We start from the raw sequence: 14,045 nt of genomic DNA on the forward strand, positions 1-14,045 counted from the left end.
CCTTACCCAAACAATGGATAAGGCGGTTTTAGTAGCGTTAACCTTTCACGATGATACATGCGGATTAATCGCGAAAAACGAGTTATCGGCTTTATCTATAGGTTACCTGTGCAAAGTTATCTATGCGGATGATTAATGATGTGGTCTTCCCAGTCGATAACATCGATCTCATACACCACTTTATTACGTACACTTTCACCTGCGGCATGCATGGCTGATTTTGATCCAGTGATCAATGGATGCCATTCTGGTAACGGTTTGCCTTCAGCGAGCAAACGATAAGAGCAAGTTTCTGGTAGCCAATTAAATTCATCGATTTTATCACGAGTCAATTTGAGACACTCTTCGCCCGACTGAAAGCGATTTGGATAATCTTTACAGCTACAAGTCTTACTATTTAGCCAACTACACGCCACGTTGGTGTAATAAACTTCATCGCTGTCTTCATCCATTAACTTATGTAGACAACACTTACCACAGCCATCACACAAGGACTCCCATTCCTGCTCACTCATCTGCTGTAATGTTTTTGCTTGCCAAAAAGGGGTTGTCATAACGATGCCTGCTCTTGTACTGAAAAGGTATTACTCAAAAAATGCATACTAAGATAAGTATAGGCTGCGTTTTATACGCTCATTGACACTAGAATTCAAGTTTGACTATTTTCTAGCTAGTCACTTTGGTACACTCTGCCGCCCTAAATAAGTGTTCAAAAAAGGTTCGTTTTATGGAATGTCGTCTCGGCTGCGGAGCCTGTTGTATTGCACCAAGCATTTCATCACCGATCCCAGGCATGCCAAATGGTAAACCGGCTGGTGTTCGTTGTATTCAACTTAATGAGCAGAATCTATGTAAACTTTTTGGTCAGCCAGAAAGGCCAGCGGTATGTCACGCTTTTAAAGCAGAAGAATCGATTTGTGGCAAAACCGATCAGGAGGCTTTATTTATTATTTCTGATCTAGAAAAGATCACTTAGAAAACTCGAAACTCGAAACTCGAAACTCGAAACTCGAAACTCGAAACTCGAAAGCATGTTAAAAACATCAACATTGAAATCAAGCTTCGAATTTTATCTACAACTTCAAGCGCCCAAGCAAAGAGTGAGACAGCGTAGTGCCATCTACGAGCTCCAGCTCCCCACCCATGGGTACACCATGTGCGATACGGCTAGCATTCACTTCGTGCGCTTTACACAATTGAGCAATGTAGTGTGCCGTCGCTTCACCTTCCACGGTCGGGTTGGTGGCTAAAATCACTTCTTCGATATCGCCCTGACTTAAACGGCGATCGAGTAAATCCAAACCAATATCACTTGGGCCAATGCCATCTAACGGCGATAAATGTCCCATCAGAACAAAATAACGCCCTGAATACTGGCCTGTCGCTTCAATAGCGGCAATATCTGCCGGTGTTTCCACCACACAAATTTGCCCATTGGCTTGACGCTTAGGGTTAGTACATATATGACAGGTGTCATTTTCAGTAAAAGTACGGCATTGATCGCAGTGGCCAATTTCCGTCATCGCTTGCGATAACGCTTCGGCCAGTTGTAGACCGCCTTTTCTGTTTCGCTGCAATAAATGAAAGGCCATACGTTGTGCCGATTTGGGGCCAACCCCAGGTAAGCAACGTAAGGCCTCCATCAATTGTTCCAGCATACCGCTTGTGCGCATGTATTGCTCTCTACTGGCTCAATTAGAACGGCATTTTCATACCTGGTGGTAGTTGCATACCGCCAGTGATTGAAGCCATTTTTTCTTTTTGTGTTTCTTCGATACGACGAGAAGCATCATTGAATGCAGCAGCAATCAAATCTTCAAGCATTTCTTTGTCATCTTCCATTAGGCTTTCATCAATCTCGACACGACGAACGCTATGGCTACCAGTTACGGTCACTTTCACTAAGCCCGCACCAGATTCGCCAACAATTTCCATGTTCGCAATTTCTTCTTGAAGCTTTTGCATACGCTCTTGCATTTGCTGGGCTTGCTTCATCATGTTGCCCATTCCGCCTTTACCAAACATGCTCATTTCTCGCTTGTTGTCTAAATAGAATAAAAAAAGGTTACTGTGTTTATGGGGTTACTTAGTGTCGATTTCAATGCTAAGCAAACTAAATGCACAATTATCCATCAGCCAGTTGTTATACCCAAGTAACTTACACCGGGCGAACGCTATCAGGGTCCAACTCCGCTGCAAATCGTTTCATGAAGAATTGAACATTAGGATCTGAATCCAGATGCTCAAATGCTTGTTTTAACTTCTCTTGATAAAGCTTTTCTCGCAGCTCAAGTGGGGTAATCCCCTCTTCGCTGATCTCAATAATGAGCTCGCAACTTTGTTGAAAGTGCTGAGATAAAGCTTCTGTTAATTCTTGTTGCGCTTTGTCGGTATTTAAGTGTGATTGTTCTACTCTCAAACCAAGGGTAATTTTACCGTCTTGTTTTTGGTAAGTAGAATTGAGTGCTAATTGCTCAACCAACTTTGCGGTATTGAGTTTGGCAATAATCGCTGCCCACTCATCTTGCTCAATACTTTCTTGAAATAACTTTTCCACCATTTCTGGCGTTTTAATGTGCTCAAGCGCTTTTTTAATTTGTGTGGGAGTCAGCTCCGTATTTTCAACCTGTTGTTGAGGTTGTGACGGTTTCCACTGATATGGTTCGTCTGGATTATCCGGCGCACCGGCCCCAGAAATCGGTGTGCCATTAGATGATATTGGCGACCCCTGCACAGCTTCTACCGCAGCCGCCGTATGCTTACTCGCAATACGATCTAGCACGGAAGTTTTTGTTGGTTTAGCAGACGTCGCGTCAGACTTTTTTACGCCATCGTTCCCTTGATTACTCTGAGGCGCAGACTTTAAATGTTCTCGCTTACTGCGCAACTGATGCCTTAATCCTGTCAGTGGTGAGGCAGGAGCCGCTGGCTGAGCTTCCGACTGTGGTGCTGGTGACTGTTGAGGTTTAGCCTGAGGCGCCTGAGATTGAGGAGGCTGAACAGACTGCGTAGGATGTTCCACCGAGGGTAAGCTCGCAGCAGTATAATCGCTGTTACCCATCTGATTCGCCGTTGGAACCGAAGTATTGCCTTGATGTGGTCGAACATGATTAGACTGAACAGGAGCATTCATCGGACGATGAGGCGCTGGAGCCTGTGTCATCGCTTTTTGCTCAATAACAGGAATGACATGCGCTTGCTTACTTGGCTCCACGATCGGGTTACCCGAAATCGCCGCTGCAGGTCTAAATGCCAACATTCTTAATACCAGCATCTCTGCTGCCATTTTTTCATTAGGTGCAAGCGGTAAATCTTGGCGACCTTTGAGCGTCATTTGGTAGTACAGCTGCACATCTTGCGGCGTGAGAGATTGGCTGAGTAATTCAACACGCTCGGCATCCGGTTGTTCTTTGTTTAAACTGGCAGGCAAGGCTTGGTACATGGCGATACGATGCAATTGAGTGCTCAGTTCTTTAAATAAACCATCCCAATCGATGCCATTTGCCGCCAGTTGATCTAAACAATCCATCGCGGTTTGCGGCTGCTTACTGCTGATCGCTTCCAGTAAGTAAATCGCTTGCTCAGTATCCAATGTGCCAAGCATATTCGACACAGTCGCACTATCAATATGACCATTACCGAGTGCGATAGCCTGATCAGATAAACTTAACGCATCACGCATACTGCCATCCGCTGCGTGTGAAATCAGACTTAACGCTCTTGGCTCAGAAGTTATATTTTCTTCACCTAACACATAGCTTAACTGCTCATGAATTTGTTCAGCATTGATAGGCTTAAGATGGAACTGCAAACAGCGTGACAAAATCGTCACCGGCAATTTTTGCGGATCCGTAGTGGCAAGTAAAAACTTCACATATTCCGGCGGCTCTTCAAGCGTTTTTAACAGCGCATTGAAGCTATGACGCGATAACATGTGAACTTCATCAATAAGATAAACTTTGAAGCGTCCACGCGCAGGTTTGTATTGCACATTATCAAGCAACTCGCGCGTATCTTCGACTTTGGTACGTGAAGCCGCATCAATTTCGAGTAGATCGACATAACGACCTTGGTCGATCTCAACACAGCTATCACAAACACCACATGGGTTATCGGTTATGCCGGTTTCACAGTTAAGCCCTTTAGCAAATAATCGACCGATGGACGTTTTACCTACCCCACGCGTTCCACTAAATAAGTAAGCATGGTGCAAGCGATTCTGCTTCAATGCATTTTCTAAAGCGGTAATGACATGGCTCTGGCCAACGACATTTTCAAACTTAGTTGGTCGCCATTTTCGGGCTAACGCTAAATAACTCATTAATGATTCCGGCTTAGTTGTTCCGATAAGTGAAAAGAGTATTCCAAGTGATATCAAATAACTTGGATATAGGGCCAATACGCGAGTAATTAATGGCCAGCAAACTCACAAATGCTATACACATTCAGGCCAAGGCTTTTCAGTTTTTCTTCACCGCCAATCTCTGGCAAGTTAATCACAAAGGCCGCATCCGTCACTTCGCCACCCAGTTGACGAATCAGTTTTACCGTCGCTTCGATAGTACCGCCAGTCGCCAGTAAATCATCCACTACCAACACTTTGTCACCGGCTTGAATGGCATCCGTGTGAATTTCTAAAACATCGGTGCCGTACTCTAATTCATAAGATTGTGACACGGTTTCGCGCGGCAATTTACCCGGCTTACGTACAGGTACAAAACCTAAACCAAGTTCAAGTGCTAACGGCGCACCAAATAGAAAACCACGGGCTTCGGTACCGACCACTTTAGTAAAGCCTTGATCTTTATATTTCTCGACCAGCAATTGAATGGTCGCTTGATAGGCTTTTGCATCTTCCATCAAGCTCGTTACATCACGGAATAAAATCCCTGCTTTTGGGTAATCTGGAATGGTTTTAATGCTCGCTTGAATAAAAGCCTGAGTTTCTGTTGTCATAATTGAATTCTTTCTTTAGTAACTTTAGAAGTAATCATAACACTCCTAAAGGTTAGGGGTAATGATTTATACCCTAGGGCGATGTTGAATGGATGTATACCCAAAAAACCTCAAGGTGCAAGTTTCAGCAAGAATAAAACAAGTTTTAGGCAAGGCGAATTGAATATGATCATAGTCATTCTATCTTTATTCAATTTAACGCAGCATAAAGCTTGTTTTAACTTGCCCTTCGGGAGCTTCATCCAAGTCCTTAGCCTTCGTCAGATTTAATTGAAAGGTGTTTACATTCCGCATAAATCTTCCTTGCCTAAGAACTTGGATGATAGCTCTGAATTCTGCATCTTGAGGTCACTTGGGTATATGTTAGTGATTTTCGCCATTTTCAGCAACATCACCATGGGGATCATGAATCGGTAAACGGTGAAAGAAGAAAAACAACACGCTATACCCCATCACCAAACCCAGTTTCATCCACCAATGTGGCAACATCACTAATGAAAAAAGAAAACTGGCCGCCAATAAAACATAGCCCCGTTTTTTCATGGTTGAGCTGACCGCCTTATGTTGATTCCAATTATCGATAATCGGCCCTAAGTGCGGATGATGATGAATCCAATAATGAAAGCGCTCATTACTACGAATGAAACAAGCGCTAGCAAGTAATAAGAAGGGAGTGGTTGGGAGTAAGGGCAGGAAAATCCCCAAAACGCCTAAAATAAGCGCTAAGCCACCTACGGCATTCAATAATATTTTACGTATGATGGTGGTACTTCCTAATCAAACAGTGACACGGTATGACTTCTTACCGCTACCGCTTATAACAACACTATTGAGTAAGAAGTTTAATCCATGTAAGTGTTGCAGGAAGCGTAGGTAAAAGTAAAGCGAGGATAACACCTAAAAAGTAAAAAATATTGAATGGTTCGTTGAAGTTTTCATCAGCCATCGTTCATTCCTTTTGCGCGGGTAGTCTGTGACAAGTTCGAATAGCGCAATATAGGAGATTTACCCTGCGACAAAAACAGACAAAAACAGTGGTTATTATCAAGCTGCAACTGTAATCACAAAAATAGCCACTTCTCCGTAGAAATGTTAACTCAACAGCTAATAACTCATATTTTTAATCACCAGCTTAAAACTACGCACGCCCAATTCACTCAACACGAGCTCACCGCCCTGCTTCATAGGTAAATCACTTGTGATGAAATTTTTCGTGCATCCCTCGCCTAGTTTAATGCCTGTTTCTATCGCTTGATTACGTCCGTCATGAAACCAATTACTTTTTAAACCAGCAGGAAGAATTGAAATGGTACCTTCAACCATATCGGCAATGCCGAACAGAGCATTGATAGGTGAGGAACATTGAGTACAACTGATCCCCTTTTCAACGGCATCAGCTAAATCTTTTAGATCGGATTGACAACGTTTTCGAGTACGGAGAAAGTCATTAAACAAGGCACGAATTAGCAAAGCTGTACCGACACCGTTTTCACCACCGTCAGAAGAGTCCACTAAATAAAACGCAAAACGTCCATCCATTAACCACGCATAATCAAACACCAATGGCATCATTTCTGATGGTTGCAACACCAAATAACTGCATTTCCACCTGCCCTGTTGCGTGTCGCGTTCTGGTTGCAGTGCATGCAGTAAATCACGTGATGTCACGACATTATCTTTGAGGTGATTAAGGTGCCAATACAGCTCTTTCTCTTGGTCAATTTGGCCTGCGTGATCAAGCTGAAACCATTGACTCGAAAAGTCACGAACAACGCTAGGATTATCGTGTGATTCCGCTAAGGTTGTCTTAATCGCGGAAGTAAAATGCTCAAGCTCAGTGATGGGCTTGGTTAAGAAATCTTTGATGCCGAAGCGCAGCACTTTTGCCACATCGCCCATGTCTTCTGTTGCAGATACCACAATCATCGGCAGCATGGGAAACTGCCAGCTGACTTCTTCAACTAACTCGATACCACTCATGATCGGCATATTTAAGTCACAGATCATCAAGTCCGGCACATGTTGACGCAATGCTTTCAACGCCTCCAAGCCATCACCGGCTTCAATAACATCATAATTGAGTGTTTTAAGGTAAGCAGCAATCATTGTGCGAAATGTCGGGTCGTCATCCACCAACATAATGGTTTGCATTGCACGACTTAGAGCGGTATCAACACTCTGCATATGAGAAACACATTTATGCATATTGGGATAACCTCTTATTTGTGATTATTCAGGCCCTACAACCCTTTAATTTGAAAGGTAAAACCAACTTTAATTAGGACGGCTGACTGCCAATTTGGCTTATTGAGATTACAACCGAAAATAGAAAGTATTCAATCCAGTGCATTGATTGAACCTTTTAAAAGGTAGTAACCAAAGGGTTTAAATTCAACTCACGCTCTAGATTATTATGGCTAGCTCTCAAAAAATCATACTTATTTGAACTTTTATCAATTAGGTAGAATAGCTCACATAAGACTTGAGTTTAAAACGGTATGACGTAATGATGATGCTTCGGTTTATCTCAACAAATTTTAAAAATAAACAACCATTTTTGATATTAAACAACCATCCAGCCTAATGTTTGGTTACACTACTTCATTACTTGATGTAACAGATAAGTGCGCACACCATGAAACTTGATGATTTGAATCTATTTCGACTAGTCGTTGACAATGGAAGCTATACAGCGACATCCCGTAAAACCAATATCCCTGTCGCGACGATTACTCGACGCATTCAAGCTCTAGAAGAAGGCTTGAATCTACGTTTACTCAATCGTAATGCCCGTAAACTGTCTCTTACTGAAGCGGGCCAACGTTTCTACGATGAATGTTCTCCACTGCTGAAACATTTGGCTGAGACGACTGAAAACATCTCCGATGAATGCCGTGGTGCATCAGGTAAACTTCGCATCTCTGCGCCATCTAATACCGCTAAGCGCATGATCATGCCGATGCTGAACGAATTCATGGCCAAGTACCCACAAATTCGTATTGAACTCTCCATGACGAATTATGCTGATCAACTTGACCCAACTGAATGGGACGTGATTTTCCGTGTCGGCCCTCAACGTGATTCCACATTGATTGCACGTAAAATCAACCAAGTGAAAGATATTCTCGTAGCTAGCCCGAAGTACTTGGCTGACTGTGGTGATTTGCATCATGCAGAAGACTTACGCCATCATGCTCTACTGAAAGGCTTACCCTTGGTGAAGTGGCAGTTGACGAATTCTCAAGGCGAAACCGTCACCATTAATGAAAAAGGCCGTTTAGAAGCCAGTGAATTAAACGTCGTACGAAAAGCCTGTAGCTATGGTTTAGGGATCAGCTTATTGCCTGATGTCATGATTGAAGCCTATCTTCGTGAAGGCCGTCTCGTTCGCGTTTTAGATGACTGGAGTGCAAACTCTCGTGATATTTACATGTTGTACAATCACAAAAATCATCAACCTGAAAAAGTACGCTTACTAATCGACTTCATTGCCCAACATGAAGTGATTTAATTATCGATTCAAATTCAGAAATGCGCCTCGTGCAAACAAAAAAGCCAGAGTTCTGAAGTGACCCCATAAAGTTGGACAGTTCTGTTAAGCGGCTTGTAAGGCCTGATTTCGATATTCTATCGGAGTCAGGCCTTTTAATTTCACCTTGATGCGTTTCGTATTGTAGTACTCGATATATTCTTCAATCTGTGTGATTAAGTCATCCGCATTTTCAAAGTGCTGGTTATGGTACATTTCTGTTTTCAGCAAGGCAAAGAAGTTCTCTGCTACTGCATTATCTAAACAGTTTCCTTTTCGCGACATACTTTGAGTTAACCCTCGGTCAGCGAGAGCTTTCTGATATTTCCTATGCCTATATTGCCACCCTTGATCGCTATGAACGATTGGCTTTGCGTTCTTATCTAAGGTCGAAACTGCCTCTGTTAGCATGTCAGTGACGAGAGGTAAGCACGCGTTTTTAGCAACCTTATAAGCGACGACTTCCTGTGTAAATAGATCGACGATTGGTGATAAGTACACCTTCTGCTGTTTAACTTTAAACTCAGTGACATCTGTTACCCATTTCTCATCTGGCTTCGTTGCATTGAAGTCACGATCTAGTACATTCGGCGCGGTTGTTCCTGCTCCTCCCTTATATGAGCTGTACCGCTTGGGCCTAACCGTTGATTTCAAGCCAAGTAACCTCATCAGACGTTGAACTGTCTTATGGTTTAACATCACGTCCTGCTTCCTTAACTCTAGGTGAATGCGACGATAGCCATACCTCCCTTTATGGTCATGGTATATTTTCTCGATCAACTGCTTCTCATCTTGATAACTATCTGCGGCGTTGCTTGATTGCGTATGATAGTAGAAGCTACTTCTCGCTAACTTAAGGGTATATAAGAGATGTTGTTGTAAATATTGATTTCTAAGAGCTAGAACTACTTTCGTTTTTTCTTTGTTCGACGACGTTTCTCCTGTTCCAGCTCCTCTAACTTTTTTAGGACAGCGTTCTCTGCTCGCAAGTACGCTAACTCCTCTTTGAGCTCTTCAAGTGTTTTCTCATCATCGTGCTTATCTTGAATAAAAGGGTGTTTACTCATTGTTGGTCGTCCTTTGTTGCGCTCAAGTCCCTGAATACCATCTCTTTGATATTGTTTGAGCCAAACAGAGAGAGTGCCAGGAGACGAAAAATTCAATATCGCACTAGTGTGACTGACAGACCAACCATTCGTCCACGTGTGTTTTAAAGCTTGCAGTTTGGTTTGTGCGGTCTTCGCAAATCCATGAGGTTTAAATGCCTGATAACCATGAATATCAAACACTTGTGCCCAGTAACGTATTTGACGTGATGGTATGGAATGAAGACGAGAAAGCTCTTCAGATGAACTCTCGCCTTGTAGATATTGTTTAGCAATAGAGCATTTCAATGCTCGACTGTACTTGGACATAAAAAGACCCCCAATAATTGGTGTCCAACTATTGGGGGTCACTTCATTCAATACTCAGGCTTTTCCATACCTATTAACAATAAGCTCTCTTAAGCGCCTTCGTTATGCATCTCAAGGTTTGCAACATCTTGCATATCTCGGTCTAACTTCGCATCGTCATTACGCAATGCATCGATATGATCAAGATAAGCCTGGTCGATATCACCCGTGACATATTGACCGCTGAATACTGAAGTTTCAAATTGAGTAATACTTGGGTTACCTACACCGACCGCATCAACAAGATCGCCTAAGTCTTGGAACATCAACGCATCGGCACCAATCATCTTACCGATTTCATCAATATCACGACCATGCGCAATCAATTCATTCGCACTTGGCATATCAATGCCGTACACGTTAGGGAAGCGCACTTCAGGCGCCGCAGATACCATATACACATTTTTAGCGCCTGAGTCACGAGCCATTTCAATGATCTGCTCAGATGTCGTCCCACGTACAATGGAATCATCAACCAACAAGACATTTTTACCTTTAAACTCAGAACGGATCGCATTCAATTTACGACGTACTGATTTCTTACGTTGCTGCTGCCCCGGCATGATGAAAGTACGGCCAACATAGCGGTTCTTCACAAAACCTTGGCGATATGGCTTCTCAATAATTTGAGCAATCTCTAACGCGATATCACATGAGGTTTCAGGAATAGGGATAACGACATCGATGTCTAAATCATCCCATTCACGTTTAATTTTTTCACCCAACTTTTTGCCCATCTCAACGCGTGCGCTGTACACAGAAATTTTATCAATGAAAGAATCTGGGCGAGCGAAGTACACGAATTCAAAAATACATGGATTTAATTTTGGTTCTTCAGCACATTGCTCACTGAATAACTGTCCATCAAAGGTCGCATAAACCGCTTCACCAGGCGCAACATCACGCACAAAATCAAAACCAACAGCATCAAGCGCAACCGATTCAGAAGCCACCATGTATTCGGTACGGCCTTCAACTTCACGTTTGCCTAGACATAATGGACGAATACCATTCGGGTCACGGAAGGCCACCATACCATGACCAATGATCATCGCAGCAACCGCGTAGGCCCCTTTTACAATTTTGTGCACTTTACGAATCGCACCGAATACATCGGCTTGGGTGAGTGGGTAATTTTCTGATTGGTCAATTTCTTGTGCGAGGATGTTAAGCAGTACTTCTGAATCGGAGGTGGTATTAATGTGGCGGCGACCTTGTTCAAATAGCCAGTCACGAATGTCATTGGCGTTTGTCAGGTTACCGTTGTGAGCCAATGTAATCCCATATGGCGAGTTCACATAAAACGGCTGAGCTTCAGAAGCGCTAGAACTGCCAGCGGTTGGATAACGAACGTGACCAACTCCGACTGTCCCTTGAAGACGTTGCATATGTTTAATTTCAAACACATCTTTCACTAAACCATTGGCTTTACGTAGACGAAAACGATTGCTATCTATGGTAATAATACCGGCAGCATCTTGGCCGCGATGCTGTAATACCGTTAAAGCATCATAAATCGATTGATTGACAGGCGTTACCCCTACGATTCCAACAATACCACACATGTCTTAAACCCTCGGTTGATAGAGAACTGGCGCCTCCGACCCAGTTAGAGAGGCGCGCCAGATAAAAAGCTAGAAGTTTGTTTTATATGATCGAAAAATGGTGCAATGATGACCTTGAAATGCGGTATCAATTGCGATGCTTTCCACCAATCTGAGCTTGGAAACGCGGTAAACGCATCCATAAAAAATAACATGACAGCAATAATCAGTACGCCTCGTAACGTACCAAATACAATGCCAAGTACTCTATCCGTTCCCGATAAACCGGTTTTGACAACCAATTGGCTTATCACATAGTTCAGTAAAGCACCGACAATCAAAGTCGCAACAAACAAAGCCCCTAAGGCTGCCCCATTACGAGCCATGTCATTTTCAATATTGGTAAAGTAAGCGGCTAGCTTTAGGTAATATTGGGTCGAAATATAAAACGCCCCACACCAAATCACTAATGACAATGCTTCTTTTACAAAACCGCGAACTAAGCTGATCAAAGCGGAAAAGCCGATCACCCCTAAAATGACAAAATCTATCCAAATCATAAAATTTACATCTTAAGTTGGCGCGCATTTTAACAGAAAAATACGCGACGCAAACGTTTTCTTCTTAATTAAGTGGCTTAAAAGTCTGCAATTGACCTTTTAGACCGGTAATTTCTTGTAGCTTATCAATTTGTTGTTCCATTTTTTCTTTCGAAACATCAGGACCAACAATCACTCGAGATAATCTACCATCTTGTTTTAGGTGTGCTTGAAATCCACGTTTTTGTAAATCGGCCACCAACTTTTGAGCATTTTCTTTATTACTAAGAGCTGCCAGTTGAATAATCCATGCGCTGTCTGCATATTGGTTCGTTTCCCTTTTCGGGGCTGGCTTCTCAGCGACTGCCTGAGGTTTAGGCTCTGGCTTCGCTTCTGGCTTAACAGCGGGCTGTGGTGCTGTCTGCGAAATATTCGTTGTCTGCGAAACCGCTGGCTCTGATTCTACCGTTGCACTCACAGGCTCATCAGGCAAAGCCACATCCAACTCAACCGGCTGTTTCACTTCGGCCACTGAACCACTCTGCTCAACCTCATCGGTCGGCTTAATGGGAATCGCAGCAAACTCTTCTTTGTAATGTTCTTTCTGACCATCAAATACATCCGGTAATACGATCACACCTATTGCGACCAGAATGACCGTACCAATCAAACGGCTTTGAAATTTACTCGCCATTTTGACTCCCTTTATTCATTTTTTGCCAATAATCTAAAACTTCACCTACAGTGTGGAAAGAACCTACCACAAGCACAACATCGTCTTTTTGAGCTTGATCGTATGCTGCTTGAAATGCCTCCACCGGTTGGTCGAATTGTCCTTCAGCCTCACCAATATGAACCAAGAGTTCCTCGACCTTTGCCGCTCGTGGACCATGCAAAGAAGCAGGATACCAATGTGTAACAACAGGTGATAACACCGCTAAGGTAGAAGCGATGTCTTTATCATGCAACATAGCAACCACCGTGCGAATCGTTTTTCCTGCAAATTTTGTCTGCAATTGATGAGCGAGATACTCTGCTGAATGAGGATTATGCGCGACATCCAGTAAAACCAAGGGCTGTTCAACAAGCACTTGCATACGGCCAGCAAGTTTAACGTTGCGTAAGCCATTAACAATATTAATGTCACTTAACGCTAAACCAGAGGTGCTTAACGCCATCAATGCGGTCGCTGCATTAGCAAGCGGTAAAGATGGGATAGGCAGATCAACAAGATCAAAACCGCCAGACTGCCAACGCCACTGTTGATGAGTTTCATCCGTCACTTGATATTGAAATTGTTGTCCAACTTGAAAAAATTCTGCGCCGATATCATCGGCATGTGCTGCAACAGTATGTGGCGCTTTAGGTTGGCCACAAATCGCCGGTTTTCCAGAACGGAAGATACCCGCTTTCTCAAACCCAATGACATTAATATCACTACCAAGCCAGTCAACATGGTCTATAGCCAAACTGGTAATAACTGAAACATCGTGATCCACTACATTGGTCGCATCTAAACGGCCACCCAAGCCTACTTCCAACAAAACCACATCAACTTGTTCTACTTGGAAAATGCGCAACGCTGATAAGGTACCGAATTCAAAAAAGCTGAGGCTAATGTCTTTACGCACTTTTTCAACAAAATCAAAAGATTCGCATAATTGTTGATCAGATACATTAACGCCATTGATTCTAACGCGTTCGTTATATTCGATAAGATGAGGAGAGCTATAAACCCCTACCGTAAAGCCAGCATCGAGGAGAATGGCTTCCATTAAGGCGCAAGTTGAACCTTTACCATTTGTCCCGGCGACGGTAATCACTTTGGGTGCGGGTTTTGTTAGTTGGGCAGATTGAGCGACTTGGCTCACTCGATCCAGGCCAAGATCGATGGCGCTGGTATGAATGTTTTCTAAATAATGAAGCCACATCGACAAAGGTGATGTGGCTTCAGGAGAATGTTGTTTGCTCATGAAAGGCTAAACTCATTATATCTTTACATCAGTGAGCGATAAGATAGCAT

14 protein-coding genes and 1 pseudogene are annotated in these 14,045 nt (G+C 43.1%); 2 read left to right on the forward strand and 13 right to left on the reverse strand.

Annotated elements, in window-relative coordinates; translation table 11 throughout:
• Positions 1-116 precede the first annotated feature (116 nt).
• Positions 117-554 (reverse strand): YcgN family cysteine cluster protein, encoded by a 438-nt coding sequence (locus Vgang_RS07815; RefSeq protein WP_105903122.1) that lies wholly within the window; start codon positions 552-554, stop codon positions 117-119.
• A 173-nt stretch (positions 555-727) separates the two neighbouring features.
• Here Vgang_RS07815 and Vgang_RS07820 point away from each other — a divergent pair, with 173 nt between their 5' ends.
• The gene (locus tag Vgang_RS07820; protein WP_105903121.1) at positions 728-976 is read left to right on the forward strand and encodes a YkgJ family cysteine cluster protein; all 249 of its coding nucleotides are present in this window, start codon (positions 728-730) and stop codon (positions 974-976) included.
• 97 nt (positions 977-1,073) lie between these two features.
• Here Vgang_RS07820 and recR read toward each other — a convergent pair whose 3' ends face one another.
• From recR to Vgang_RS07850, 6 genes are all read right to left on the reverse strand, one after another.
• Positions 1,074-1,673 (reverse strand): recombination mediator RecR, encoded by a 600-nt coding sequence (gene recR / locus Vgang_RS07825; protein ID WP_105903120.1) that lies wholly within the window; start codon positions 1,671-1,673, stop codon positions 1,074-1,076.
• A gap of 22 nt (positions 1,674-1,695) precedes the next feature.
• Positions 1,696-2,025, reverse strand: a complete 330-nt coding sequence (locus tag Vgang_RS07830; protein WP_105903119.1) for a YbaB/EbfC family nucleoid-associated protein — start codon at positions 2,023-2,025, stop codon at positions 1,696-1,698.
• A gap of 133 nt (positions 2,026-2,158) precedes the next feature.
• Positions 2,159-4,321, reverse strand: coding sequence for a DNA polymerase III subunit gamma/tau (gene dnaX / locus Vgang_RS07835; RefSeq protein ID WP_105903118.1), 2,163 nt, complete (start codon positions 4,319-4,321; stop codon positions 2,159-2,161).
• An 89-nt stretch (positions 4,322-4,410) separates the two neighbouring features.
• Positions 4,411-4,956 (reverse strand): adenine phosphoribosyltransferase, encoded by a 546-nt coding sequence (gene apt / locus Vgang_RS07840; protein ID WP_105903117.1) that lies wholly within the window; start codon positions 4,954-4,956, stop codon positions 4,411-4,413.
• Between the two features lie 363 nt (positions 4,957-5,319).
• Positions 5,320-5,700, reverse strand: a complete 381-nt coding sequence (locus Vgang_RS07845; RefSeq protein ID WP_105903116.1) for a YbaN family protein — start codon at positions 5,698-5,700, stop codon at positions 5,320-5,322.
• 360 nt (positions 5,701-6,060) lie between these two features.
• Positions 6,061-7,161, reverse strand: a complete 1,101-nt coding sequence (locus tag Vgang_RS07850) for a response regulator (RefSeq protein WP_105903115.1) — start codon at positions 7,159-7,161, stop codon at positions 6,061-6,063.
• A gap of 430 nt (positions 7,162-7,591) precedes the next feature.
• Here Vgang_RS07850 and Vgang_RS07855 point away from each other — a divergent pair, with 430 nt between their 5' ends.
• The gene (locus tag Vgang_RS07855; RefSeq protein WP_105903114.1) at positions 7,592-8,467 is read left to right on the forward strand and encodes a LysR family transcriptional regulator; all 876 of its coding nucleotides are present in this window, start codon (positions 7,592-7,594) and stop codon (positions 8,465-8,467) included.
• An 84-nt stretch (positions 8,468-8,551) separates the two neighbouring features.
• On the opposite strand, the pseudogene Vgang_RS07860 reads toward Vgang_RS07855, so the two are convergent.
• From Vgang_RS07860 to folC, 6 genes and pseudogenes are all read right to left on the reverse strand, one after another.
• A pseudogene (locus Vgang_RS07860) lies at positions 8,552-9,403 on the reverse strand (IS3 family transposase); the annotation flags it as partial.
• On the reverse strand, positions 9,391-9,900 hold the full coding sequence (locus tag Vgang_RS07865) for a transposase (protein ID WP_264923423.1): 510 nt from the start codon (positions 9,898-9,900) through the stop codon (positions 9,391-9,393). The gene Vgang_RS07865 and the pseudogene Vgang_RS07860, both read right to left, overlap by 13 nt.
• An 89-nt stretch (positions 9,901-9,989) precedes the next feature.
• Positions 9,990-11,504, reverse strand: coding sequence for an amidophosphoribosyltransferase (purF, locus tag Vgang_RS07870; RefSeq protein ID WP_105903267.1), 1,515 nt, complete (start codon positions 11,502-11,504; stop codon positions 9,990-9,992).
• Positions 11,505-11,548: 44 nt separating this feature from the next.
• A complete protein-coding gene (locus Vgang_RS07875; protein WP_105903268.1) occupies positions 11,549-12,043 on the reverse strand; it encodes a CvpA family protein in 495 nt (164 codons plus the stop codon).
• A 64-nt stretch (positions 12,044-12,107) separates the two neighbouring features.
• Positions 12,108-12,716 (reverse strand): SPOR domain-containing protein, encoded by a 609-nt coding sequence (locus tag Vgang_RS07880; RefSeq protein ID WP_105903269.1) that lies wholly within the window; start codon positions 12,714-12,716, stop codon positions 12,108-12,110.
• On the reverse strand, positions 12,706-13,995 hold the full coding sequence (gene folC, locus Vgang_RS07885; RefSeq protein ID WP_105903270.1) for a bifunctional tetrahydrofolate synthase/dihydrofolate synthase: 1,290 nt from the start codon (positions 13,993-13,995) through the stop codon (positions 12,706-12,708). Before folC ends, Vgang_RS07880 begins: the two co-directional genes overlap by 11 nt.
• Between the last annotated feature and the right edge of the window lie 50 nt (positions 13,996-14,045).

Source organism: Vibrio gangliei (assembly GCF_026001925.1).
GTDB classification, from domain to species: domain Bacteria; phylum Pseudomonadota; class Gammaproteobacteria; order Enterobacterales; family Vibrionaceae; genus Vibrio; species Vibrio gangliei.